Here is a 23,685-nt window from a genome sequence, read left to right as displayed (position 1 = left end):
GTGTGTCAACGCCGTCGGCCTTTGTCGCGGCGCCTTGACGCGGCGCCTCACGCTCCGGCATCACTCGAGCGACGATATTTCGGAGCGGCGCATGTTCGTGCAATGGTCTCGTGTCTGCGTCCTCGCGGCGCTGGTCTCGCTCTTCGCCTCGAGCGGCATGGCGCAATCGGCGCCGGAGGCGCGCAGCGGCGGCTTCGACTTCTATGTGCTGACGCTCTCCTGGTCGCCGGCCTTTTGCGAGAGCGGCGGCGGTCGCGAATATCGCGCGCAATGCGAGCCCGGCCTCGGCAAGGGCTTTGTCACCCATGGCCTGTGGCCGCAATATGAGCATGGCTTTCCGAGCGAATGCGACGGCGCCGCGACGCCCTCGCGCATGGCGCTCGAGCATGTCGCCGGCGTCTATCCCGACGAAGGGCTGGCGCGGCACGAATGGCGCAAGCATGGCCGCTGCTCGGGCAAGAGCCCGACCGATTATTTCCTCGACGTGCGCCGCGCGACGGAGAGCGTGACCATTCCGGCCCTGCTCGAGCGGTCGCGGCAGGCGCAGAGCTTCGCGCCGCTCGACATTCAGCGCGCCTTCATCGCCGCCAATCCGCGGCTGCGTCCGGGCATGCTCGCCGTCACCTGCCGCAAGGGCGCGCTGCAGGATGTGCGCATCTGCTTCTCGCGCGATCTGCGCGAGTTCCGCCCCTGTCCCGAGATCGCGCGCGGCGCCTGCCGCGCCGGCGAAATCTCCGTGCCGGCGCCGCTGTAGCCGATGAATTATCGCCATGGGTTTCACGCCGGCAATTTCGCCGATGTGCTCAAGCATGCGCTGCTGGCGCGGCTTCTCCTCTATCTCACGCGCAAGGAGACGCCGTTTCGAGTCGTCGACACACATGCGGGGGAGGGCGCCTATGACCTTTCCGCCGACGCCGCCGAGCGCACCGGCGAATGGCGTGGCGGCATAGGGCGGCTAGGCGATCTCTCCGGCGCCGATGCGCGGCTGCGCGAATTGCTCGCGCCCTATCTCGATATTGTCGGCCCGCTCGGCGCGGAGGGGCGGCCGGCGCTCTATCCCGGCTCGCCGCTGATCGCGGCGCGCTTCATGCGCGCGCAGGACCGCGCCGTCTTCTGCGAATTGCGGCCGGACGCATTCGAAGCGCTGCAGAGGCGCTTCGCGCGCGACAAGCGCGTGAAGGCCATTCATCTCGACGGCTATGTCGGCCTCTCGGCCTTCGTGCCGCCCAAGGAGCGGCGCGGGCTCGTGCTGATCGATCCGCCCTTCGAGCAGCGCGACGAGACCGAGCGCATGCTGAAGACCTTTCTCGACGCGCATCGCAAATGGCCGACCGGGATTTATGCGCTCTGGAGGCCGATCAAGGACGCTGCGGAGCAGCGCTGGCTGATCGGCGCCTTGCGCGCCAGCGGCGTGAGGAAGATTCTGCGTCTCGATCTTTGCGTCGGCGGCGACGAGCAGGATACGAGATTGCGCAGCACCGGTCTCCTCGTCGTCAATCCGCCCTTCACCTTCGAGGCGGAGGCGCGGACGATCTCGGCCTTTTTCGCCGAGCGTCTCGCGCAAGGGCCGGGCGCGGGATGCGAGATCGAATGGGTGAGCGGGGAGTGAGGCTTCTCGTCTTTCTTCTAATGTGAGGCGTCATTGCGAGGCGAAGCGGGGACGGGATGCCGCGATATGAAACAGCCAGCCGTCTACATCATGGCCAGCAAGCGCAACGGAACCGTCTACACGGGCGTCACATCGAATTTATCGCAACGCATCTATCAGCATCGAGAAAGCCTGACGCCGGGATTTACCGCGCGCTACGGATGCAAGACGCTTGTCTGGTACGAATATTACGAGAGGATGGATGAGGCCATCGCCCGTGAGAAACAGATCAAAGCGGGATCGCGGCTAAAGAAGCTCGTGCTGATCGAGGCGATGAATCCGACATGGCGGGATCTCTACGACGAGCTCGCTCTCTGAGCGCCGTCATTGCGAGCGTAGCGAAGCAATCCAGAGCCGCAGGGCGGCGTCTCGATTGATTCGCCGCTTCTGTCCTCGCGATGACGATCGCTCGGCGTTGCGCGATCTGACGAGAGCCGGCTCGTGGCGCTGGATTGCTTCGCTTCGCTCGCAATGACGGGGGCTATTCTGCGAGGCGCTCTGGCGTCGCGCCGCCTGAGCGGAAGGGGTGAACGGGGAGTGACGGTTCCGCCGCTTCTCCGGCGCCGTCATTGCGAACGAAGCGAAGCAATCCAGAGCCGCAGGGCGGCCCCTCGATCATTCACCGCGCTCCTCGCGATCACGTTCGCTCGGCGTTGCGCGAGCTGACGAGAGCCGGCTCATGGCGCTGGATTGCTTCGCTGCGCTCGCAATGACGGGGGCTATTCTGCGGGACGCTCTGGCGTCGCCGCCTGAGCGGAAGGGGTGAACGGGGAATACAGTCGCCCCCGCTTTTCCGGCGCCGTCATTGCGAGCGCAGCGAAGCAATCCAGAGCCACAGGGCGGCCCCTCGATCATTCACCGCGATCCTCGCGATGACGATCGCGCGGCGTTGCGCGATCTGCCGAGAGTCGGCTCATGGCTCTGGATTGCTTCGCTTCGCTCGCAATGACGGCGTGGCTTATTCTTCCGGCACTTCTCGCACGGCGCCGCGCGCCGCGCTGGTGGTCATGGCCGCATAGGCGCGCAGCGCCTTCGAGACTTTGCGCGCGCGTTTCGCCGGCTTCCAGGCGTCCTTGCCGTGCGCCTCTTCCGCCGTGCGGCGCTTCGCCAGCTCGTCCTCAGAAACGGCGAGGCGGATGGAGCGCGCCGGAATGTCGATCTCGATCTTGTCGCCTTCCTGCACCAGGCCGATGAGGCCGCCTTCGGCCGCCTCCGGCGAGACATGGCCGATGGAGAGGCCCGACGTGCCGCCCGAAAAGCGCCCGTCGGTGATGAGCGCGCAGGCTTTGCCGAGGCCCTTCGACTTCAGATAGCTCGTCGGATAGAGCATTTCCTGCATGCCGGGGCCGCCACGCGGGCCTTCATAGCGGATCACCACCACATCGCCGGCGACGATCTTGCCGGTCAGGATCGCATCGACCGCGGCGTCCTGGCTCTCGAAGACGCGCGCCGGGCCAGCGAATTTCAGGATGGAATCGTCGACGCCGGCCGTCTTCACGATGCAGCCGTCGAGCGCGAGATTGCCGGTCAGCACGGCGAGCCCGCCATCCTTGGAGAAAGCGTGGGCGGCGTCGCGCACGGCGCCTTTCTCGCGGTCGAGATCGAGCGCGTCGAAACGGCGGCTCTGGCTGAAGGCCACTTGCGTCGGCACGCCGCCCGGCGCGGCGCGGTAGAAAGTCGCGACGCTCTCGCTATTGGAGACGCGCACGTCCCAGCGCGTGAGCGCCTCGCCGAGCGTGGTCGCATGCACGGTCGGCAGGTCGGTGTGCAGCAGGCCGGCGCGCGCCAGCTCGCCGAGAATGGCGTAAATGCCGCCGGCGCGATGCACATCCTCGAGGTGAATGTCCGGCACGCTGGGCGCGACCTTGCACAGAACCGGCACGCGCCGCGACAGACGGTCGATATCCGCCATTGTGAAGGGGACCTCCGCCTCATAAGCGGCGGCGAGAATATGCAGCACGGTGTTGGTGGAGCCGCCCATGGCAATGTCGAGCGTCATGGCGTTCTCGAAGGCTTCGAACTTGGCGATGGAGCGCGGCAGCACGCTGGAATCGTCCTGCTCGTACCAGCGGCGGGCGAGATCGACGATGAGATGGCCGGCCTCGACGAAGAGGCGCTCGCGATCCGCATGCGTCGCCAGCACAGTGCCATTGCCGGGCAAAGCGAGGCCGAGCGCCTCGGCGAGGCAGTTCATCGAATTTGCGGTGAACATGCCGGAGCAGGAGCCGCAGGTGGGGCAGGCGGAACGCTCGATGACGGCGACGTCGGCGTCGCTCACCTTGTCGTCGCCGGCGGCCACCATGGCGTCGACGAGATCGAGCGCGTGGCTCTCGCCATGCAGCGTGACCTTGCCGGCCTCCATCGGCCCGCCGGAGACGAAGATGGTGGGGATGTTCAGCCGCAGCGCGGCCATCAGCATGCCGGGGGTGATCTTGTCGCAATTGGAGATGCAGACGAGAGCGTCGGCGCAATGGGCGTTGCACATATATTCGACGCTATCGGCGATGATCTCGCGCGAGGGCAGGGAATAGAGCATTCCGTCATGGCCCATGGCGATGCCGTCATCGACGGCGATCGTGTCGAACTCCTTGGCGACGCCGCCGGCCTTCTCGATCTCGCGCGCGACCAGCTGGCCGAGATCTTTCAGATGCACATGGCCGGGCACGAATTGCGTGAAGGAATTGGCGACGGCGATGATCGGCTTGCCGAAGTCGTCGTCCTTCATTCCAGTGGCGCGCCACAGGCCGCGCGCGCCCGCCATATTGCGTCCATGGGTGGTGGTGCGGGAGCGGAACGGCGGCATGGGCGGCTCTCTTCTTCTTTCAAAACGCGTGTCGCAGATGCACTATCCCAAGGAAGCAGGCCCCGCAACCGGCCGAAGCCGGCTGAGCGTGAGCCTCGGCCTCGCCATTCTTCGAGAAGGAGGCGGCCCATGGCGCGCGCATTGATCGTCGGCGCCGGCGTGGTGGGGCTCGCGGTCGCCCGCAGCCTCGCGGCGAAGGGCCATGAGGTCATCGTCGCCGAGGCCGACCCCGTCATCGGCGGCGGCGTCTCCTCCCGCAACAGCGGGGTGATCCACGCCGGGCTCTATTATCCGACCGGCAGCCTGCGCCATCGGCTCTGCATCGAAGGGCGGCGCGCGCTCTATGCTTTCGCGCAGAGCCATGGCGTCGCGCATCGCCGGCTCGGCAAGCTGATCGTCGCGACCGAGCCGGGCGAGGAGGAGAAGCTCGACGCTCTGCTGGCAAATGGGCGCGCCAATGGCGTCGAAGGTCTTTCCGCCTGTAGCGCCGCGGAGGCGCGACGGCTGGAGCCGGCGCTTTCCTGCACGGCGGCGCTGCTCAGCGCGGAGACCGGAATCATAGACGCGCCTGGGCTGATGCTGGCGCTGCGCGGCGAAATAGAGGACCGAGGCGGCGCCATCGCTCTGGCGACGCCTGTGCTGGGAGCCGAGCGGATCGGCGAGCGCTGGCGCATTCGCTTCGGCGGCGCCGACGCCGGCATGGCGGAGGCGGAGCTTCTCGTCGTGGCCGCGGGGCTGCGCGCTCAGACCGTCGCCGCCGCCATAGAGGGGCTCGATCGGGCTGCGATTCCGCCGCTCTTCCTCGCCAAGGGCTGCTATTTCGCCTTTTCCGGCCGCGCGCCTTTCTCGCGGCTGATCTATCCCGCTCCGGTCGATGGCGGGCTCGGAGTCCATGTCACATTGGATATCGCCGGCCGCATGCGCTTCGGGCCGGATGTGGAGTGGATCGACGCCGAGGACTATCGCGTCTCCGCCGCGCGGCGCGCCGATTTCGAGATGCGCATCCGTCGCTATTGGCCGCAGCTGCCGGCCGAGCGGCTCGCTCCCGATTATGCCGGAATTAGGCCCAAGCTCACCGGGCCGGGCGCGCCCGCAGCGGATTTTCGCATTCTCGGCCCGGCGGATCACGGCCTTTCGGGTCTGGTCTGCCTGTTCGGCATAGAGAGCCCCGGGCTCACCTCGGCTCTGGCGATCGGCGATCACGTCGCGGCCTTGCTGGACTGAACGCGACTGTCTCGAAACAGAGCATATGCGCAGCACATGCGCGACTTGCATTGACAGAAAATTAAGCTAGATTACTTCCGAATATTTTCGGGGTTGACTAGTATGTGGTTGGATTTCTGCGACTCGCGGGACGTCGTGTGGTCCCGCAGATCGACTCGCAAGTCGAAACGAATTTCGCTCCATAATTTTTCCGCCGGATTTGCCGCCTTCGACATTCTCACTCTGATCGTCGCGGGTTTCGCATGCGTCGGGCTTCCCGGCGGATCGGCCGGGGCCTCGCCGCAGGAGTGGCAGATTTGGGCGATTTTCTTCGCCGCCTCCCTGCAGTTCGGATTGGCGCATATTTTCGAGGTCTATCGGACGTCGAGCGTGCTCGATCGCCGACATGTGCTGCGGCGCGCCACTCTGTCCTTCCTCGCCACTTTCGCCTTGATGATCTGCATCGCCGCGGCGACGAAATCGGCGGAGAGCTATTCGCGCCTCTGGTTCTTCTCCTGGGCGGGGACGAGCACGGCGATCGCGATCGCCGCGCGCGCCTTGATCTTAAGGCGCATTCGCGAGGCGCTGGCGGAGAGCGCCTTCGTCCATCGCGCGCTCTCGGTCGGCGTGTTCTGCGATCCGCTGCATCCGCGCGAGATCGAGGGCGAGACCCGCAATGAGGAGGTCGTCGTCGGCTACGCCACATACGCCGATCTCGCCGAGCTCGCCGATTTGTCGGATCGCATCGTCCAGGAAGCGATCGACCATGTCTATCTCGCCGCGCCCTGGGCCGAGATTCCGAATGTTCTGCGCCATCTCGACATGCTGCGGCATCTTTCCACGCGCGTGTTCGTCCTGCCGGCGGATCGGCGCGTGATGGCGGATGTCGTCAGCGTCGCGAAATTCGGCGACCGCATCTCCTTCTGCGGCATGGAGGAGCCGATCCACGGCTGGAACCTCTGGTTCAAGCGCATCGAGGATATCGCGCTCGCCTCCTGCGCCCTCGTTCTGCTGTCGCCGCTGATGGCGGCGACAGCCCTGGCGATCAGGATCGACTCTCCCGGTCCCATCTTCTTTCGGCAGCAGCGCGTCGGCTTCAATGGCCGCATTTTCGAATTGTGGAAATTCCGCTCGATGTTCGCCGAGAAGACCGATGCGCACGCCACGGTGCAGACGAGCCGCGGCGACCCCCGCGTCACGCGCGTCGGGCGTTTCATCCGACGCTCGAGCATCGACGAGCTGCCGCAGCTGATCAATGTGATCCTCGGCGATATGTCGATCGTCGGTCCGCGTCCGCATGCGCTGGCCACCAAGACCGACGGTCGCAACCTCGAGGAGCTGGTCGAATATTACGCCGTGCGCCACAGGGTGAAGCCGGGCATGACCGGCTGGGCGCAAGTCAAAGGCTTTCGCGGCGAGCTGGACACTTTGGATAAGCTACGCAACCGCGTGGACTGCGACCTCTATTACATCGACAATTGGACGTTGCTGCTCGACGTCGGCATCATATTCCGCACCATGATGATGGTGCTGCGCGATTCGCGCGCTTATTGAGAGGCGCGGCGTCCGCTCGCCGAGCCTAGCGTGTTTTTGAGCGAAGTGCGAACCGGCTCGCGTGACGAAAACACGACCGAGCAAGGGTATCTAGAGTCTTTTCGGTTCGATCTGAACCGGAAAGGCTCCAGGGCCACAGCGGTGAGGGCCGCGCCGGGGCGGGGCCTCTGACGCTGCGCGCTCCCCTCACCACTCCCGATTTGCGTCATTGATGATGACGACGCCGACCGCCTTATCGGCGTCCATGCCGCTCGACAGCCGATGCGGGCCGAGATTGTCCCTGCTGTCGGGGTATCGATTGAGCATCACCAGCTCGATCATGGGAGCGCCGCAGTCATAGAGGCTGTCGTCCTCGCCATGGACCAAGACGCGGGCGTTCGCGGGCAGCTTCTGCAAGGCCTCGATCAGCTCGCCGACCGTCTTAGGGCGCTCGCGGGTGAATTTCGGTTCCTCGGCCAAGTCGATCTCCTCTTACGCATCGGGGGTCGCCTGCGGCGCAGGTCGGTCCATGCGAGCATGGCCATGCAAGAAACGGCGCGCGGGCAGGCCGAGCGGGGGCCTCATCCGGCCGGCGCCAAAAAAGAGCCGCCCCGGATAGGGCGGCTCGAAGGAGGCTCAGGAGAAGGTCGAGAGAAATTCAGGACCTGCTCATAGTGGCCGGCGCCGGATCACGGCGATGTGCGTGAACGCACGGGCCGGCGGCGCGGCGGCGTAGCGACGCCCGCATATTGAAGCAGGAGCGCGCGGCGATATCTGACGGTTTCGGCGCTTTGCCGAACTCCAGCCGGACGTCGCAAATGACGGCGCTGTTTTCGCTCGAAAGGCTCTTGACGAGAACCATCGCCGCCGGCTCGCTGACGCTGGTCGGGCCGGGGGCCGGCGTGCGCCGCTTCGGGCGCGGCGCGCCCGAGGTGACGGTCGAGATCAAGGATCGTCATCTCGCGCAAAAGCTGGCGCTGGCCCCGGACATCGCTCTCGGCGAAGCCTATATGGACGGCTCCTTCGTCATAGAGAGCGGCGATATCTATGATTTTTTCGACTTGTGCTTCGCCAATTTCGGCCATGGCTACGGCCATTGGCTGTGGCGCGCCGGCGCCATGGCGCGCCGCATGCAGAAGCGCCTCGCGCGCAGCAATTCGTTGAGCGCCGCGCCGGACGAGATCAGCGCGCATTATGATCTCTCCGACGAGCTCTATGCGCTGTTTCTCGATTCCGAGCGTCAATATTCCTGCGCTTATTATCTGACGCGGGAGGACTCGCTCGAGCAGGCGCAGGAGCACAAGCTCGCCCATATCGCCGCCAAGCTGCTGCTGCGACGCGGCCAGCGCGTTCTCGATATCGGATGCGGCTGGGGCGGGCTCGCGCTCTATCTCGCGCGCGTCGCCGATGTCGAGGTGACGGGTCTCACTCTCTCGGAGGCGCAATGCGACTATGCGCAAAAGCGCGCGCGAGAGACCGGCCTCGACAATCGCGTTCGGTTCGCTGTGCGGGACTATCGCAAGGAGGCCGAGCGCTACGACCGGATCATATCTGTCGGCATGTTCGAGCATGTCGGATATGGCCGCTATAGCGAATATTTCGAGAAGCTGCGCGCGCTTCTCGTCGAGGATGGCGTCGCGCTCGTCGACACCACGGGCAGCGCCGCCGGGCCGGGCGCCGGCAGCCCATGGATCGAGAAATACATTTTTCCCGGCGGCCAGGTGCCCGCTCTCTCGGAGATCAGCGCGGCGATCGAACGCGCCGGCCTCTATGCGACCGACATAGAGATTCTTCGGCTCCATTACGCCGACACGCTGCGCATGTGGCGACGGCGCTTCAAGGACAATTGGTCGCGCATAGCGCAGATTTACGACGAGCGCTTCTGCCGCATGTGGGAATTCTATCTCGCGAGCTGTGAGGCGGGATTTCGACATTCCGGCCTCGTCGACTTTCACATTCAGCTGGCGCGGCGCATCGACGCCGTGCCGCTCACCCGCGACTATCTGTATCGCACGAGCATATGAGGAGACAGTCATGGCGTCCGGCGAGGAGACCAGCCAGGTTCGCGAAGCCGTCGGCGTGTTCGACACGGCCGATGCGCTTCAAGAGGCGATCGACGAATTGCAGACGTCCGGCTTCGATCGCGCCGACATCAGCCTCATGGCCGGCGAGCAGACCGTCGACGCCAAGCTCGGCCACGCCTATGAGAAGGCGACGGACGTGGCGGACGACGCCGACGTTCCGCGCGGCGCTTATATCTCGCCCGAGTCGATCGGCGAGGCGCAAGGCGCGCTGGTCGGCGGCCTCGGCTATGTAGGCGCGATCGGCGCGGCGGGGCTGATCTTCGCGAGCGGCGGAACCATGGCGGCCGCGCTCGCGGCGGCGGCCATCGCCGGCGGCGGCGGCGGTCTGGTTGGAGCGCTCTTCGCCAGGCTGATCGGCGAGCATCACGCGCAATATCTGCAAGAGCAGCTGGATCGCGGCGGCATATTGCTATGGGTGCGCACGCGCGACGCCGCGCATGAGAAAAGCGCCGTCGATATTCTCAACAAGCATTCCGGCCGCGACGTCCATGTGCATGGCGTGCCGGACGCGCTTTTGTGAGCGGCGCGCGGCTTTTTTCATGGCGTCGGCGGCGAATGCGAAGATTCGCCGCCGATTCATATGTCGTCAGTCAGTTGTCAGAATACGCGCGGCTCAGCTGCAGCCTGTGGTGCTGCCGCAGGTCTCGCATTTCAGGCAGGTGCCATTGCGGACGAGCGTGAAATTCGCGCATTCCGGGCAGGCCTCGCCGACATAGCCCTTCATCCGCGCTTCGGCGCGCTTGTCGGCGACGCTCTCCACCGGGCGCGTCGGCGCCGTCCAGCCGAGCTCGGACAAAGGCTGCTCGACCTCTTCCGCGACATTCTCGCGCAGCGCCGTCGCGCCGCCGCGCACCAGCATCAGCCGATCCGTCTTGGAGCGCAATAGTCCTTTCGAGACGACCGACGATGCGCTCTCGGGCGCCTTGCCCTCATGCTCGCCCTTGCCGAGCACGTCATGGCCGATGTCGTCCGGCGAGACATGGGCGAGATCATTGCGGCCGAGATAGGAGATCGCCAGCTCGCGGAACACATAGTCCAGAATGGAGGTGGCGTTCTTGATCGCGTCATTGCCCTGCACGAAGCCCGCGGGCTCGAAGCGCGTGAAGGTGAAGGCGTCGACATATTCCTCGAGCGGCACGCCATATTGCAGGCCGAGCGAGATGGCGATGGCGAAGTTGTTCATCAAGCTGCGGAAGGCGGCGCCTTCCTTGTGCATGTCGATGAAGATCTCGCCGAGGCGCCCGTCCACATATTCGCCCGTTCGCAGATAGACCTTGTGGCCGCCGACGGCCGCCTTCTGCGTATAGCCTTTGCGCCGATCCGGCAGCTTCTCGCGCTCGCGCACCACTTGATGCACCACGCGCTCGACGATGCGCTCGGCTATGGCCGCCGCGCGCGCCGGCGCATTGGCGGAGATGATCTCCTCGGCGACTTCCTCCGCCTCGTCGTCCGCGTCGGAGACGAGCTGCGAGGAGAGCGGCTGCGACAGCTTGGAGCCGTCGCGATAGAGGGCGTTGGCCTTCAGCGCCAGCTTCCAGGAGAGGAGATAGGCCGCCTCGCAATCCTCGATCGTGGCGTCATTGGGCATGTTGATCGTCTTGGAGATCGCGCCCGAGATGAAGGGCTGCGCCGCCGCCATCATGCGAATATGGCTCTCGACCGAGAGATAGCGCTTGCCCGTGCGCCCGCAGGGATTGGCGCAATCGAAGACGGGATAGTGCTCCGCCTTCAAATGCGGCGCGCCTTCCAGAGTCATCGCGCCGCAAATGTGGACATTGGCGGCCTCTATCTCCTGGCGCGAGAAGCCGAGATGGGTGAGCAGATCGAAGCTCGCATCTTCCAGCGCCGCCGCCGGAACCTTCAGCGCGCCGGCGAGGAAATCCGCGCCGAGCGTCCATTTGTTGAAGACGAATTTGATGTCGAAGGCGGAGGCCAGCGCCTTTTCCACCGTCTCGATCTTCTCGTCGGTGAAGCCGCGCGTGCGCAGCGAGGTGGTGTTGATCGCCGGGGCGTTGGAGAGCGAGGCGTGGCCGACGGCGTAGGCCTCGATCTCGGCGATCTCGGATTCCCGATAGCCGAGGGCGCGCAGCGCTTCCGGCGCGGCGCGATTGACGATCTTCAAATAGCCGCCGCCGGCGAGCTTCTTGAATTTCACCAGAGCGAAATCCGGCTCTATGCCGGTGGTGTCGCAATCCATGACGAGGCCGATCGTGCCGGTCGGCGCGACGACGGAGACTTGCGCATTGCGATAGCCATGCTCCTCGCCGAGCGCGAGCGCCTCGTCCCAGGCGCGGGTCGCGCGGGCGATGAGCGCCGCATCGGGGCAGGCGGCGTGGTCGAGCGGCACGGGCGCGGTCGCGAGGCCCTCATAGCCGGCGCGCTGGCCATGGGCGGCGCGACGGTGATTGCGAATGACGCGCAGCATGGCTTCGCGATTGGCCTCGAAGCCCGAGAAGGGGCCGCGCTCCTTGGCCATTTCCGCCGAGGCGCGATAGGCGACGCCGGTCATGATGGCGGAGAGCGCGCCGCAGAGCGCGCGGCCGGCTTCGCTGTCATAGGCGATGCCCGAAGACATGAGCAGGCCGCCGACATTGGCGTAGCCGAGGCCGAGCGTGCGATATTCGTATGAGAGCTGCGCGATCTCCCGCGAGGGGAATTGCGCCATCAGCACGGAGATTTCCAGCACGACGGTCCATAGCCGGACGGCGTGCTCGTAAGAATCGACGTCGATGCGCTTCGTCTGCGCGTCGCGGAACTGCAGCAGGTTCAGCGAGGCGAGATTGCAGGCCGTGTCGTCGAGGAACATATATTCCGAGCACGGATTGGAGGCGCGAATGGCGCCGCCGGCCGGGCAGGTGTGCCAATCATTGATCGTCGTGTGGAACTGAATGCCGGGATCGGCGGAAGCCCAGGCGGCGTAGCCGATCTTCTCCCACAATTCGCGGGCCTTCAGCGTCTTCGACGGCTTGCCGTCGAGCCGGCGCGTCAGCGTCCATTCGCTGTCGCTCTCCACCGATTTCAGAAACTCGTCGGTGACGCGCACGGTGTTGTTGGAGTTCTGGCCGGAGACGGTGAGATAGGCCTCGCTGTCCCAATCCGTGTCATAGGTGTCGAAGGAAATGTCCTTATAGCCCTGACGCGCGAATTGAATGACGCGCTTGATGTAATTGTCCGGCACCTCGGCGCGGCGCGCGGCGCGGATCTCACGCTTCAGCGCCGGATTCTTCTCCGGGTCGAAACAGTCGAAGCCCGGCCCCTCGCAATTGACGCAGGCGCGCAGCACCGCCTTCAGATGCTTCTTGACGATCTTGGAGCCGGCGACGAGCGAGGCGACCTTCTCCTCCTCCTTCACCTTCCAATCGATGAAGGCCTCGATATCGGGATGGTCGACGTCGACCACCACCATTTTGGCGGCGCGGCGCGTCGTGCCGCCGGATTTGATCGCGCCCGCCGCGCGGTCGCCGATCTTGAGGAAGGACATGAGGCCGGAGGAGGAGCCGCCGCCCGAGAGCTTCTCCTTCTCGCCGCGCAGCTTGGAGAAATTGGAGCCGGTGCCGGAGCCGTATTTGAACAGGCGCGCCTCGCGCACCCAAAGGTCCATTATGCCGCCGTCATTGACGAGATCGTCCTCCACCGACTGGATGAAGCAGGCGTGCGGCTGCGGATGCTCATAGGCGGTCTTGGACTTGGTCAGCTTGCCGGTCTGATAATCGACGTAGAAATGGCCCTGGCTGGGGCCGTCGACGCCATAGGCCCAATGCAGGCCGGTGTTGAACCATTGCGGCGAATTGGGCGCCGCCATCTGGCGGGCCAGCATGTAGCGCAGCTCGTCCTGAAAGGCGGAGGCGTCCTCCTCCGTGTCGAAATAGCCGCCCTTCCAGCCCCAATAGGCCCAGGCGCCGGCGAGGCGGTCGAACACCTCGCGCGCCGAGGTCTCGGAGGAGTAGCGCTCCGCTTTGGGCAGAAGGGCGAGCGCCTCCGCATCGGGAAGGGAGCGCCACAGGAAGCTCGGAACCTCATGCTCCTCGACGCGCTTCAGCCGCGCCGGCACGCCGGCCTTGCGGAAATATTTCTGCGCCAGCACGTCGATGGCGACCTGGCTCCAATCGGCCGGCGCGTCGATATTCTCGAGCGAGAACACGATCGAGCCGTCTGGGTTGCGGATTTCGCTACGCGCCGCGCGAAACTCGATGTCCGCATAGGGAGACTGGCCGGCTGTCGTGTGGCGTCGCTCGATCTTCATCGTATTTCGATCCTCGAAAAATGCGCGCGGTGAATCGATCGCGGCCGATGGATCGGTCGCGACAAGCTCGTTCTGGAAGGGACTCTACGTCGGCAGGAAACGCAGATACGGGGGTCGGGCCGCGGCGCGGCGGAGAGCCGCTGCGACGAGCCGCAGCTTTGGCTGCCGAAAAGCGTCGCGCCGCCCGCCGGGGGCGCGCGAGAAACAGCTTTTTCGTTCATCCGCCGCTGCGTCATGAGACACCCGCACAGTGCGTCACTCTTCCGACGGCGTCAAGATATAGTGTGAGGAATAAATAATTGGACAATATCTTGCAAAATACCGTGGATAATGGGGAAAGCCGAGTCGCGCTCTGGACAGCGGGCTCGACGTGAGCCGCACTTTACGTAAGGGCCTCGAAAGCGCGATTCTCGAGCAGGTCCGAGGGGCGGCGCCTCATTTCTGCGACGAAAGCTTCGGGAACTTTGCCGTAGCGCAGCGGGATTTTCCGCCCGCAGAGATCGGGAGTCTTGACGCCGCAGGGCGCGGAGGAGTTAGTTGCGCGCCGGCGGCGCCGGGGCAATAGGCGCCTAAATGCCCTTCAGGAGGTAGTCATGTCATTCGTCGTCGCGCGCCGGGGGTTCCTGGCCGCCTTGTCGCTCGCGGCTCTCGCCTCGTCGGCCGCGCTCGCCCACGGCCCCTCGCGCCAGAAGGTGACGGAGACGATCGAGATCGCCGCTCCGGCCGAGAAGGTCTGGGCCATCGTCGGCAATTTCCAGGATTTGAGCTGGCTTCCCCCTGTCGCCAAGACGGAAGGAACGGGCGACAACACGCCCGACAAGGCGACGCGCCACATCACGCTGAAGAATGGCGGCGAGATCGACGAGCTGCTGACCAAATATGACGCCAAGGACTTCTCGCTCGCCTATCGCATCGAGAAGGTGGATGTGAAGATCCTGCCGGTGAACAATTATTCCTCGACGATCACGGTGAAGCCGCAGGGCGACAAGAGCGTCGTCGAATGGCGCGGCGCCTTCTATCGCGGTTTCCCCAACAATGATCCGCCGCCGGAGCTCTCCGACGAGGCGGCGCTGAAGGCCGTGGGCGATCTCTACAAGGCCGGCCTCGCCGCGCTGAAGGCCAAGGTCGAAGGCAAGTGATCTCTGCATCCTGGGGCAGGGCGGCGCGCGCCGCCCTTCTCGGGCTCGCTCTCGCTTCGCCCGCGGGGGCGGACGAGGCTTTCGTCACCAATCAGGGCAGCGGCGATCTCACCATCGTCGATCTTTCGACCATGGCGCCCGTCGCGACCCTGCCGATCGGCGGCAAGCCGGCCGGCGTCGCCGTCTCGGCCGATGGCGCGCGCGCCTATGTGACGAGCCCGGAAGGCAAATATCTCTCCGTCGTCGATACGCGCGAGCGTCGCGTCCTACGCAAGATACCGCTCGAGGGCGGTCCGCTCGGCCTCGCCGTCGCGCCGGACGGCAAGCGCGTCTATGTCGCCGACATGTACGAGCAGCGGCTCTTTTCGGTCGATCCCGAATCGGGCGTCGTCGCCACGGCGCAAGTCGGCGTCACTCCATCGGGCGTCGCGGTGACGCCGGACGGCAAGACGATCCTCGTCGCGATTCGCGACGCCAACAAGATCGCCTTCGTCGACGCCGCGTCCTTCCAAAAGCTCGGCGAGCTCGATGTCGGCCGCCATCCTTTCGGCGTCACCATCGACGCGGATGGAAAGCGCGCCTATTCCGCCAATGTCGAATCGGACGACGTCAGCGTCATCGATCTCGCGAGCCGGCGCGTCATCGCCACGGTGAAGGTCGGCAAGCGGCCCTATTGCGTGGCGCTGGCGCAGGGCAGGGGCTTCGTCACCGACCAATATGCCGAATCGGTCAGCGTCTTCGATCTCTCGACATTCGCGCCGGTGGCGCAGGTGAAGGTCGGCGAATATCCAGAAGGCATCGGCGCGAGCCGCGACGGCAAGACCGTCTATGTCGCCAATTGGTTCACCAATGAATTCTGGTCGATCGCCGCCGACAGCCTGAAAGTGATCGCCAAGGCCAAGACCGGCGACGGACCGCGCGCCTTCGGGGCTTTTATCCGCGCGATGAATTGAGAGATCGAGAGCGGCGGCGTCAGAAGACGGTCCTGTGATCGCGCCGCCAGACCGAGCCGTTGGTCCATCGGATGATTTCCCCGTCGGCGGAGACCAGTCCGTCGGCGCCGAAGCAGTGGATCGTCCGATCCGAGGTAAGCCGGCCTTTCGACAATTCGCCCGTTTCGTCGCGACACTCCGCCGCTCCGCCGACGATTGTGATGCTCGAGCCGGCGTCGAACACCTTGCAAAGCCGATCGCATCGCCAAGCGCCCGCAAAGCCGGGGCGTTCTGCCGAATGAGCTTGGGAACAGGCCATGACGATCGCGACCGGCAACGAACGAAACAGGCGCATCCCGCAGTCCTCGCAAGATCGACAGGGAAATGCTCATTTGAGAAGCTGAATGTGCTCCGGCCGCACGCCGAGGCCGATCAGCCGCGCCGGAATCTGCCGTAGGATCGGGAAGACGTCGAGAAGCCGCAGCGCCAATGGCGGCTCGAAGGGCTTGTCCGCCGCGAGCACATTGCGGATCACGCGGTTCTGGAGGAAGAGCTGCAGCCTTTGCGTCACCCGCGCGGGAAACTCCCGGCGCTTCTGCACGGCGCCGACGTCCTCGTCGCGCAGCGTTCCATCGCGCAGCTTTTCGGCCAGCAGATTGGCGGTCGCCACGGCGTCCTGGATCGCCAGATTGATTCCGACGCCGCCGATCGGGGACATCGCATGAGCCGCGTCGCCGATGCAGAGCAGGCCCGGCCGGCTCCAATTCTTCAGCCGATCGACCTGCACGGTCAGCAGATTCACATCCTCCCAATCGCGCAAATCCTCGACGCGATCCTCGAGAAAGGGAACGCTGTCGGCGAGGGCGCGGCGAAACGCGTCGATCGGCCGGCTCCGCAGCGCCTGCGCGCCGCCTTTGGGGATGACATAGCCGATCTGCCAATAGGAGCCGCGCTCGATCATCGCCACCATGCGGCCCGGCGCGATGCGGCCGAAGGTCTCGTCGGGGTCATCCGCCTTGCGCCGCAGCTCCAGCCACAGCACATCCATGGGCGCGCCGAAATCCTCCACCGCGAGGCCCGCCGATTCGCGCATTCGCGAGGTCCGCCCATCCGCGGCGATGGTGAGATCGGCTCTGATCTCGAGCGGCTCCTCCGGCCCCTCGGCGCGCAGGCCGACGATGCGGCCGTTTTCCTCGATCACGCTCTCTGCGGCGGTCTTCATCAGCAGGCGGAAATTTTGCAGCTTCTTCGCCTCGCCGGCGATGAAGTCGAGAAAATCCCATTGCGGCATGAAGGCGACGAATTTGCACGAGGTCGGCAGGCTGCGGAAATCGGCGACGACGAATTTTCGCTCCCCCAGATCCGCCGAGACCTGAAACGCCTTGCGATGCGGCAGCTTCAGAAAATCCTCGAGCAGGCCGAGCTCGAACATCAGCTGAAGCGTCGAAGGGTGGATCGTGTCGCCGCGGAAATCGCGCAGGAAATCCGCATGCTTTTCGAGGACGATGGTCTCGACGCCGGCGCGGGCGAGCAGAAAGCCCGCCATCAGCCCCGCCGGGCCGCCGCCGACCACGCAGCATCTCGTGGAGATCGTCTGCGTCATCGGCCGCTCCTGTGCGAATCGGCCGCGCGCGGCCGCTGCCGACCTTTATGGTCAGTTCAGCAGCGGTTTTCCATTCGCATCCTTCACATTGGCCGCCCAGCTCTTGCGGATCAGCGTGACCACAGAGGCGGGCATGGGCTCGAAATCCAGCTCCTGCGCCGCCGCCGCGCCTTTCGAGAAGGCCCAGTCGAAGAATTTCAGCGCTTCCAGCGCCGCCGCGGCGTCCTGCGGCTGCTTGGGCAGCAGAATGAAGGTCGCCGCGGCGATCGGCCAGGAGGCGGCGCCCGGCTGCTCGGTCAGCAGATGGAAGAAGCCCGGCGCGCCGGCCCAATCGGCATTGGCGGCGGCGGCCTCGAAGCTCTCCTTGCCCGGCGCGACGACCTTGCCGTCGCGATTCACCAGGCTGACGGCGGCGAGCTTGTTCTGCTTGGCGTAGGCGAATTCGACGTAGCCGATCGCGCCTTTGGAGTTGGCGACATTATTGGCGACGCCCTCATTGCCCTTGGCGCCGAGGCCGAGCGGCCATTCCACGGCGACGTTCTCGCCCACCTTCTCTTTCCAATCGGCGGAGACGCGGGAAAGATAATCGGTGAAGCAGAAGGTCGTGCCCGAGCCGTCGGAGCGGTGGACGACGACGATCGCCGTCGCCGGAAGCGCGATCTTCGGATTGAGCGCGCGGATCGCCGGATCGTTCCAGAGCTTGATCTCGCCGAGAAAAATGCGCGCGAGAGTCGCGCCGTCGAGGACCAGCTCATTGGAGGCGACGCCGTCCAGATTGACGACGGGCGTGACGCCGCCGACGACCTGCGGCCATTGGATGAGACCTGCGGCGTCGAGCTCCTTGGCCGTCAGCGGCTGGTCCGAGGCGCCGAAAGTGACGGTCCGCGCCTTGATCTGGCGGATGCCGCCGCCCGAGCCGATCGATTGATAATTGACGCGATTGCCCGTCTCTTTCGAATAGCTCTGCGCCCATTTGGCGTAGATGGGCAGGGGAAAAGTCGCGCCGGCGCCGGAAATATCGAGGGCGCGCGCGCTCCCCACGGAAAGGATCGCCGCCAGAGCGGCGTGAAGAATGAGCCTCGAGGCTTTGGAAATCATGCGGCCTTTCCCTGGAGTTTCGACGCGGCGCTCTTGTCCGCGAGAGCTGGAGCCCAATGGTTTCAGCTCTCTGCGGCGCGCCTTGGCGGCGCGGCGGCTGTCGTCTTTCTGTCACATGCCTCCTTTTCCACGACTTCGCGCCAAAAGCAAAGCTCATGACGCGGGAGTGGCGCGCCCGACTGGACATTGCGCTGTCTTGACGCAATAAGGGGCCACGCAAACTTTCTTGGACGCTTCCGACATGTCCTACATCATTCGCTTCTTCACCTGGTGGAACCGGGCGACGCTCAGCACGGGCCTGTGGACGCTGCTCTATGGCGAGCGCGTCGGGACGGATGAGTTCGGCAACGTCTATTACCGCCGTCGCGGCGGCAAGAAGGACAAGGCGCTCGGCTTCGAGCGCCGCTGGGTCATCTATAAGGGCTATGCCGAGGGCTCGGCGACGCCGCCCGGCTGGTATGGCTGGCTGCACCACACGGTCGACACGCCGCCGACGCAGGAGAAATACGAGCCGAAGGAATGGGAGCTGACCTATCGCCCCAATCTGACCGGCACCTCCGCCGCCTATCATCCGCCGGGCTCGATCCTGGCCGAGGGCCGCCGCGCTCCCGCCGGCGGCGATTATCAGGCTTGGTCCCCCGAGGCTTGAGGCGAGGCGGTCGCGGCTCTATCCGCGACCATCGATCCGCCACGCTCTTCCTATTCAACGACGGCGCATGAGGCGCGGGCGGCCGGCCCGAGCCAGAGATCGGAAACGAGAGCCGATATGATCTCCCGCTGCTTCCGCCTGCGTTTCGCTCTTTCCGGGGCCGCCTTGCTCGTCGGCCTCGGCGCGGCGGCCGCCGATCCCATCCGCAATCCCACCGCCATTTTCGCCGGGCTCGACAAGACCACGGGTCGAATCATCAATTTCGACGTCGCCATAGACGAGACCGTGCAATTCGGCTCGCTTCAGGTGACGCCGCGCGTCTGCAACACGCGCCCGCAGACCGAGGCGCCGCAGACGACCAGCTTCGTCGAGGTCGACGAGCAGGACGCCGGGAAGAACGAAGCCAAGCGGATTTTCTCCGGCTGGATGTTCGCCGCGAGCCCGGGCCTGCATGGCGTCGAGCACCCCGTCTATGATGTGTGGCTGGTCGATTGCCGCGGCGGCAAGGAGATCGTCCAGGCGCCGGCGGCCGATCCTGCGGCCGCGGCGGCGCCCGCCGCCCCCGCGCCGGAGAAGAAACGCTCCCGCTCCCGCAAGGTCGAGCCGGTCGCGCCCGTTCCGGTCGAGGCTGCGCCGATCGGACCGCGCGATTCGGTTCCGCCGGAGGGCGCCAAGGCCCCGGAGAGCGCCGAGCCCGCCGCTGCGGCCCCGGCCGAAAAGCCCAAGAAGAAGAAAAAGAAGCAGCCGCCGGCTCCGGCCCCCGCTACGGCGCCTTCGCCTTTTCCGTTCTGAGCGTCGGCTCCGGCCGCAGAATGGCGACGATCTCCCGACCGGGGACGGGCGCCGCCTCGTCCGGCCAGGCGGCGAAGCGGCCCGAGACCGACAAAGCCTGCTCCAGCAGAGCGTGATAGGCGTCGCGGCTGACCTCGACCGCGCCGAGCGAAGCGAGATGCGTGGTCATGAATTGCGTGTCGAGCAGGCGGAAGCCGCCTTTGACCAGCCGCGCCACGAGATGCGCCAGCGCCACTTTCGAGGCGTCGGTCTCGGTGTGGAACATGCTCTCGCCGAAAAAGGCGGCGCGCATCGACACGCCATAGAGGCCGCCGACCAGCCGTCCCTCCCGCCAGCATTCGACCGTATGGGCGAAGCCCATGTCGAACAGCTTGCGATAGAGCCGCTTGATCTCGGAATTGATCCAAGTGTTCTCGCGCTTGGGCGCGGAGGCGGCGCAAGCCGCGATCACGGCGTCGAAATCCGTGTCGACCCGCACCTCGAAACGATCCGAGCGGATCGTCTTGGCGAGCGAATGCGAGACCTTGAACGCATCCAGCGGAAAAATGGCGCGCTCCTGGGGATCGACCCAGAAGAGCTGCTCCTCCTCGGCGCTCTCCGCCATAGGGAAAAGGCCGATGGAATAGGCGCGCAGCAAAATCTGCGGCGTGATGGCGTAATCTGCGTGTGAAGGGCGCGACATTCCACAGATTGTAGCGCAATGCGCGCCGGAATCGAGAGCGTTCCGTTCCGGGGTGAGCGATAGAGCGGGCGCTCGCGAGGGGGACGAGCCCCCTCGTCTTCGTCGTTGAACCCGACCCCGCCCAGCTATCGCTGGCCGACCCTCCCCGTGAAGGGGAGGGCGCATAGGCCGCGCGTCTTCTGCGTCGTCAGCCTTCGCCGATCACCTCGAGGAAGCTGTGCGCGTCCTCCTTGCGCTCGAAGACATGCGGAGCGATGCCGCGCTTGCTCAGCGCTTCCTTGAGCTTCAAGCGCAGGAAGGCGCTGGTCGTGTAGCGCGTCGTCGTCACATAATAATTCTCGAGCATATATTGGATCATCTCCGCATAGTAATCGTAGAGATGCTCGCTGATGCGGAAATTATCGAGATTGACGACCTGATTGACGCGCTTGCCGATCTTCTGGCAGGCGTCGATCAGCATCTTGCGCAGATCGTCGATGTCGCGCTTGGAGCGCGCGCTCCAGCCCTCGAGATTGAGGAACTGAATATTGCGATCGGCGTCATAGCTCACGCGATCTTGCAGATCGAGATTGAGCAGATCGGAGATCAGTCCCATCGGTTCGTCGATGAAGATGCGCTTGTCCATCAGGATCGGATGCTTGACGATGGGCTTGAAGTCCATATGCGGGAGAATGTCCCGCTCTATGTCTATGCCCGGCGCGATCTCGATCAGCTCGAGACCTTCCTTCGTCAGCTGGAAGACGCAGCGTTCGGTGACATAGATCACCGGCTGCTCGCGCTTTTGCGCATATTTGCCGCTGAACGTCACCTGCTCGACGAATTTCAGGAATTTGCGCGCGCGGCCTTCCTTGAGGATTTTCACCTCGCCATCTTGAATCGCAATGTCGAGCCCGCCGGCGGTGAAGGTGCCGGCGAAGACAACGCTGCGCGCGTTCTGGCTGATGTTGATGAAGCCGCCGCAGCCGTTGAGGCGTCCGCCAAAACGGCTGGTGTTCACATTGCCCTGCTCGTCGCATTCGGCCATGCCGAGGCAGGTCATGTCGAGACCGCCGCCGTCATAGAAGTCGAATTGCGTGTTCTGATCGATGATCGAATCGGCGTTGGTGGCCGAGCCGAAGGAGGAGCCCGAGGCGAGCACGCCGCCTATGGCGCCGGCTTCCGTCGTCAGCGTGATGAAGGGGGTGAGCTTCTCTTCATTGGCGACGGCGGCAATGCCCTCCGGCGCGCCGACGCCGAGATTGACGACGCCATTGGGCGGCAGCTCGAAGGCGGCGCGGCGCGCGATGATCTTGCGCGCGTCGAGCGGCATTTTCGCCATGCTCTCGACCGGCACGCGAATCTCGCCGGCCAGCGCCGGATTATACATCACGCCGTAGTTCATCCGGTGCAGCTCGGGCTGGTCGGCGACGACGACGCAATCGACCAGAATGCCCGGAACCTTCACGTCCTTGGGACGAATCGAGCCGGCCTCGACGATGCGCTCGACCTGCGCGATGACAATGCCGCCATTATTATGCGCGGCCATCGCCTGGGCGAGCACGTCGAGCGTCAGCGCCTCCTTCTCCATGCTGATATTGCCGGAAGGATCGGCGCTGGTGCCGCGGATGAAGGCCACGTCGATCTTGGTCGCCGTGTAGAACAGCCACTCTTCCTCGTCGATGACGACATGCTTGACGATCTCTTCCGTCGTCACTTCGTTGACGCGGCCGCCGCCGAAGCGCGGATCGACATAAGTATAGAGGCCGACCTTGGAGAAGAGGCCGGGCTGGCCGGCGGCGCAGGCGCGATAGAGCTGCGAGATGACGCCCTGCGGCAGGTTGTAGCCGAGAATCTTGTTCTCCGCGGCGGCCTGGGCGACCTTGGGCATGCGGCCGAAATTGCCGGCGATGACCCGGCGCAGCAGGCCTTCATGATGCAGGCGGCCGGTGCCGAGCCCTTTGCTGTCGCCGGCGCCGGCGGTCATGATGAGCGTGAGGCCGCTCGGTCCGCCCGTCTCGACGAAGCGCTTCTCTAGCGCGGCGTGCAGCGCCTCGGGAATGCAGCTCTGGACGAAGCCGGTGGTGGTCAGAACGTCATTTTCGCTGATCAGCGCAATCGCTTCGTCGGCTGTAATGACCTTGTTGTTCTTGTTGTTCATTTCCCTCGGGTTTCCTCTTCGCCGCCCGGCAGGGCGAAGGCTGCGGGCGTTGTCATTCCCGCGTTCCGCAATCAATAGGGCGCCGGGTTCGAACCGGGCTCGACACTAGAGTTTGCGACAGGGTTTCGCAATAGCGTCAGGAAATTGCCGCAGAGCCGCGACGGCGCAAAACGCTGCGGCTCCGCGTCGCAGCTCGGCGCGCGCGCTGCGGCGCCGCGCGGGCGCGATGCGACGTTCATTCTCATATTTATCTTATAGGCTTTAGCGACTATGCTGCGCTCATGGTCGGCGAGACGCGGCCGAACTGCGATATTTTCTGACGGCGTCCATAGAGCAAACCATGACCAAGCTCAGATTTCTCCTCGCGGGCGCCGCAGCGACGGCGGTCCTCGGCCAGACCCTGCCCATCGGCGCGGAGCCGGAAAAGAGTTTCGTCTATAAGCCCGCCGATGAGGTTCAATTCAAGAGCCCGCTCGGCGTCGGCCCCGCCCAGGCGGTGCTGTTCGGCGATCCGTCCAAGCCCGGCGTCTATGTGGTGCGCGTGCGCTTCCCGCCCGGACACCATTCCAATCCGCATTTTCATTCGCAGGACCGCCATGCGGTGGTGGTCTCGGGAACATGGTGGAACGGCGTCGGCGAGGAGCTGGATTTCAAAAAGGCGCGGCCTGTGAAGGCGGGCTCCTATGTGCTGCATCCGGCCGGCGGCGTGCATTGGGACGGCGCGGGCGAGGAGGAGGTCGTCATTCAGATCACCGGCGAAGGGCCGGTGGAGACGACGCAGGTCGGGGCGCCGGGCGCGCCGCAGGGCTATTGGCCGAAGCCGAAGTGAGAGCGGCCCATCTCCAGTGACGCGATGGCGCGCGGCTCCATCGCGTCCATTGCATGGGCGGCCGCGTCCGAGAGCGCCGCGACCGCCATCAGCAGAAGCCCGGCCAGCGCGGCCGATGCGAGAACGCGCTGCGCCGGCGGCAGCGGCTCGTCAGCGGCCGGCCGCGGGGCCACGACGACGAGCCGGCGCGGCGCCATTATGCGCGGGGCCGATGCGTCCGCGCTCTCCGATCGCAGCACGCGCAGCGAGGCGCGCAGCTCTTCTCTGCGCGCTGCGTCTCCTGGGCGAAGGTCCGATTCCATCTGATCCC

Annotated in this window: 21 protein-coding genes; 12 read left to right on the top strand and 9 right to left on the bottom strand. The window is 65.3% G+C overall.

All coding sequences use genetic code 11. The annotated features are described in order from the left end of the window. Positions 1-91 precede the first annotated feature (91 nt). From METLW4_RS0108495 to METLW4_RS0108485, 3 genes are all read left to right on the top strand, one after another. Positions 92-754 (top strand): ribonuclease T2 family protein, encoded by a 663-nt coding sequence (locus METLW4_RS0108495; RefSeq protein WP_043332466.1) that lies wholly within the window; start codon positions 92-94, stop codon positions 752-754. A gap of 3 nt (positions 755-757) precedes the next feature. Then, the gene (locus METLW4_RS0108490) at positions 758-1,609 is read left to right on the top strand and encodes a 23S rRNA (adenine(2030)-N(6))-methyltransferase RlmJ (RefSeq protein ID WP_018265783.1); all 852 of its coding nucleotides are present in this window, start codon (positions 758-760) and stop codon (positions 1,607-1,609) included. Positions 1,610-1,675: 66 nt separating this feature from the next. Beyond that, the gene (locus tag METLW4_RS0108485) at positions 1,676-1,966 is read left to right on the top strand and encodes a GIY-YIG nuclease family protein (protein WP_018265782.1); all 291 of its coding nucleotides are present in this window, start codon (positions 1,676-1,678) and stop codon (positions 1,964-1,966) included. A gap of 640 nt (positions 1,967-2,606) precedes the next feature. On the opposite strand, the gene ilvD is transcribed toward METLW4_RS0108485, so the two are convergent. Then, the gene (ilvD, locus tag METLW4_RS0108480) at positions 2,607-4,451 is read right to left on the bottom strand and encodes a dihydroxy-acid dehydratase (protein ID WP_018265781.1); all 1,845 of its coding nucleotides are present in this window, start codon (positions 4,449-4,451) and stop codon (positions 2,607-2,609) included. A gap of 129 nt (positions 4,452-4,580) precedes the next feature. On the opposite strand from ilvD, the gene METLW4_RS0108475 reads away from it, so the two are divergent. Then, positions 4,581-5,675, top strand: a complete 1,095-nt coding sequence (locus tag METLW4_RS0108475; RefSeq protein ID WP_018265780.1) for an NAD(P)/FAD-dependent oxidoreductase — start codon at positions 4,581-4,583, stop codon at positions 5,673-5,675. A 135-nt stretch (positions 5,676-5,810) separates the two neighbouring features. Beyond that, entirely contained in the window at positions 5,811-7,208 is a 1,398-nt protein-coding gene (locus METLW4_RS24420; protein WP_157234992.1) for an exopolysaccharide biosynthesis polyprenyl glycosylphosphotransferase, read from the top strand. Positions 7,209-7,394: 186 nt separating this feature from the next. Here METLW4_RS24420 and METLW4_RS0108465 read toward each other — a convergent pair whose 3' ends face one another. Further along, positions 7,395-7,667 (bottom strand): hypothetical protein, encoded by a 273-nt coding sequence (locus METLW4_RS0108465; protein WP_018265778.1) that lies wholly within the window; start codon positions 7,665-7,667, stop codon positions 7,395-7,397. Positions 7,668-8,035: 368 nt separating this feature from the next. On the opposite strand from METLW4_RS0108465, the gene METLW4_RS0108460 reads away from it, so the two are divergent. After that, positions 8,036-9,211, top strand: coding sequence for an SAM-dependent methyltransferase (locus METLW4_RS0108460; RefSeq protein ID WP_198290181.1), 1,176 nt, complete (start codon positions 8,036-8,038; stop codon positions 9,209-9,211). A gap of 10 nt (positions 9,212-9,221) precedes the next feature. Beyond that, positions 9,222-9,791 (top strand): hypothetical protein, encoded by a 570-nt coding sequence (locus METLW4_RS0108455; protein WP_018265776.1) that lies wholly within the window; start codon positions 9,222-9,224, stop codon positions 9,789-9,791. Between the two features lie 93 nt (positions 9,792-9,884). Here METLW4_RS0108455 and METLW4_RS0108450 read toward each other — a convergent pair whose 3' ends face one another. Beyond that, the gene (locus tag METLW4_RS0108450) at positions 9,885-13,514 is read right to left on the bottom strand and encodes a vitamin B12-dependent ribonucleotide reductase (RefSeq protein ID WP_018265775.1); all 3,630 of its coding nucleotides are present in this window, start codon (positions 13,512-13,514) and stop codon (positions 9,885-9,887) included. Between the two features lie 593 nt (positions 13,515-14,107). Here METLW4_RS0108450 and METLW4_RS0108445 point away from each other — a divergent pair. Together METLW4_RS0108445 and METLW4_RS0108440 are read left to right on the top strand one after the other, a co-directional pair. Next, positions 14,108-14,653, top strand: coding sequence for an SRPBCC family protein (locus METLW4_RS0108445; RefSeq protein WP_018265774.1), 546 nt, complete (start codon positions 14,108-14,110; stop codon positions 14,651-14,653). Then, on the top strand, positions 14,650-15,606 hold the full coding sequence (locus METLW4_RS0108440) for a hypothetical protein (protein ID WP_018265773.1): 957 nt from the start codon (positions 14,650-14,652) through the stop codon (positions 15,604-15,606). The genes METLW4_RS0108445 and METLW4_RS0108440 overlap by 4 nt, the downstream gene beginning before the upstream one ends. Positions 15,607-15,625: 19 nt before the next feature. Here the strand turns inward: METLW4_RS0108440 and METLW4_RS0108435 are convergent, their stop codons facing one another. From METLW4_RS0108435 to pstS, 3 genes are read right to left on the bottom strand one after another with little or no spacing between them, the layout of a single operon-like run. Continuing rightward, positions 15,626-15,940: a hypothetical protein gene (locus tag METLW4_RS0108435; protein WP_018265772.1), complete on the bottom strand. Its 315-nt coding sequence runs from the start codon at positions 15,938-15,940 to the stop codon at positions 15,626-15,628. Between the two features lie 33 nt (positions 15,941-15,973). After that, positions 15,974-17,188 carry an FAD-dependent oxidoreductase gene (locus METLW4_RS0108430; RefSeq protein ID WP_018265771.1) on the bottom strand — a complete coding sequence of 405 codons (1,215 nt, stop codon included), beginning with the start codon at positions 17,186-17,188 and terminating at the stop codon, positions 15,974-15,976. A gap of 51 nt (positions 17,189-17,239) precedes the next feature. Continuing rightward, positions 17,240-18,286, bottom strand: coding sequence for a phosphate ABC transporter substrate-binding protein PstS (pstS, locus tag METLW4_RS0108425; RefSeq protein WP_018265770.1), 1,047 nt, complete (start codon positions 18,284-18,286; stop codon positions 17,240-17,242). A gap of 241 nt (positions 18,287-18,527) precedes the next feature. Here pstS and METLW4_RS0108420 point away from each other — a divergent pair, with 241 nt between their 5' ends. Continuing rightward, complete coding sequence (locus tag METLW4_RS0108420; RefSeq protein WP_026191357.1) at positions 18,528-18,935, top strand: NADH:ubiquinone oxidoreductase subunit NDUFA12; 408 nt, start codon at positions 18,528-18,530, stop codon at positions 18,933-18,935. 117 nt (positions 18,936-19,052) lie between these two features. Then, complete coding sequence (locus METLW4_RS0108415; RefSeq protein ID WP_018265768.1) at positions 19,053-19,727, top strand: DUF2155 domain-containing protein; 675 nt, start codon at positions 19,053-19,055, stop codon at positions 19,725-19,727. On the opposite strand, the gene aat is transcribed toward METLW4_RS0108415, so the two are convergent. Continuing rightward, on the bottom strand, positions 19,699-20,409 hold the full coding sequence (gene aat, locus METLW4_RS0108410; RefSeq protein WP_018265767.1) for a leucyl/phenylalanyl-tRNA--protein transferase: 711 nt from the start codon (positions 20,407-20,409) through the stop codon (positions 19,699-19,701). The two genes, METLW4_RS0108415 and aat, sit on opposite strands and share 29 nt — an antisense overlap. 187 nt (positions 20,410-20,596) lie before the next feature. Then, positions 20,597-22,546 carry an acyl CoA:acetate/3-ketoacid CoA transferase gene (locus tag METLW4_RS0108405; RefSeq protein ID WP_018265766.1) on the bottom strand — a complete coding sequence of 650 codons (1,950 nt, stop codon included), beginning with the start codon at positions 22,544-22,546 and terminating at the stop codon, positions 20,597-20,599. Positions 22,547-22,886: 340 nt separating this feature from the next. Here METLW4_RS0108405 and METLW4_RS0108395 point away from each other — a divergent pair, with 340 nt between their 5' ends. Next, a complete protein-coding gene (locus METLW4_RS0108395) occupies positions 22,887-23,375 on the top strand; it encodes a cupin domain-containing protein (protein WP_018265764.1) in 489 nt (162 codons plus the stop codon). Here the strand turns inward: METLW4_RS0108395 and METLW4_RS0108390 are convergent. Next, a complete protein-coding gene (locus METLW4_RS0108390; protein ID WP_018265763.1) occupies positions 23,354-23,677 on the bottom strand; it encodes a hypothetical protein in 324 nt (107 codons plus the stop codon). The genes METLW4_RS0108395 and METLW4_RS0108390 overlap by 22 nt on opposite strands. Positions 23,678-23,685: the final 8 nt, after the last annotated feature.

This window comes from Methylosinus sp. LW4, from assembly GCF_000379125.1.
Taxonomy (GTDB): Bacteria; Pseudomonadota; Alphaproteobacteria; order Rhizobiales; family Beijerinckiaceae; genus Methylosinus.
Note: the sequence above shows the minus strand (reverse complement) of the source record. Positions and strands in the feature narration are given on the sequence as shown.

Coding starts and splice junctions, on each gene's coding strand:
- METLW4_RS0108495 (WP_043332466.1), top strand. CDS start 92: ATGTTCGTGCAATGGTCTCGTGTCTGCGTCCTCGCGGCGCTGGTCTCG.
- METLW4_RS0108490 (WP_018265783.1), top strand. CDS start 758: ATGAATTATCGCCATGGGTTTCACGCCGGCAATTTCGCCGATGTGCTC.
- METLW4_RS0108485 (WP_018265782.1), top strand. CDS start 1,676: ATGAAACAGCCAGCCGTCTACATCATGGCCAGCAAGCGCAACGGAACC.
- ilvD (WP_018265781.1), bottom strand. CDS start 4,451: ATGCCGCCGTTCCGCTCCCGCACCACCACCCATGGACGCAATATGGCG.
- METLW4_RS0108475 (WP_018265780.1), top strand. CDS start 4,581: ATGGCGCGCGCATTGATCGTCGGCGCCGGCGTGGTGGGGCTCGCGGTC.
- METLW4_RS0108455 (WP_018265776.1), top strand. CDS start 9,222: ATGGCGTCCGGCGAGGAGACCAGCCAGGTTCGCGAAGCCGTCGGCGTG.
- METLW4_RS0108450 (WP_018265775.1), bottom strand. CDS start 13,514: ATGAAGATCGAGCGACGCCACACGACAGCCGGCCAGTCTCCCTATGCG.
- METLW4_RS0108445 (WP_018265774.1), top strand. CDS start 14,108: ATGTCATTCGTCGTCGCGCGCCGGGGGTTCCTGGCCGCCTTGTCGCTC.
- METLW4_RS0108435 (WP_018265772.1), bottom strand. CDS start 15,940: ATGCGCCTGTTTCGTTCGTTGCCGGTCGCGATCGTCATGGCCTGTTCC.
- METLW4_RS0108430 (WP_018265771.1), bottom strand. CDS start 17,188: ATGACGCAGACGATCTCCACGAGATGCTGCGTGGTCGGCGGCGGCCCG.
- pstS (WP_018265770.1), bottom strand. CDS start 18,286: ATGATTTCCAAAGCCTCGAGGCTCATTCTTCACGCCGCTCTGGCGGCG.
- METLW4_RS0108420 (WP_026191357.1), top strand. CDS start 18,528: ATGTCCTACATCATTCGCTTCTTCACCTGGTGGAACCGGGCGACGCTC.
- METLW4_RS0108415 (WP_018265768.1), top strand. CDS start 19,053: ATGATCTCCCGCTGCTTCCGCCTGCGTTTCGCTCTTTCCGGGGCCGCC.
- aat (WP_018265767.1), bottom strand. CDS start 20,409: ATGTCGCGCCCTTCACACGCAGATTACGCCATCACGCCGCAGATTTTG.
- METLW4_RS0108405 (WP_018265766.1), bottom strand. CDS start 22,546: ATGAACAACAAGAACAACAAGGTCATTACAGCCGACGAAGCGATTGCG.
- METLW4_RS0108395 (WP_018265764.1), top strand. CDS start 22,887: ATGACCAAGCTCAGATTTCTCCTCGCGGGCGCCGCAGCGACGGCGGTC.
- METLW4_RS0108390 (WP_018265763.1), bottom strand. CDS start 23,677: ATGGAATCGGACCTTCGCCCAGGAGACGCAGCGCGCAGAGAAGAGCTG.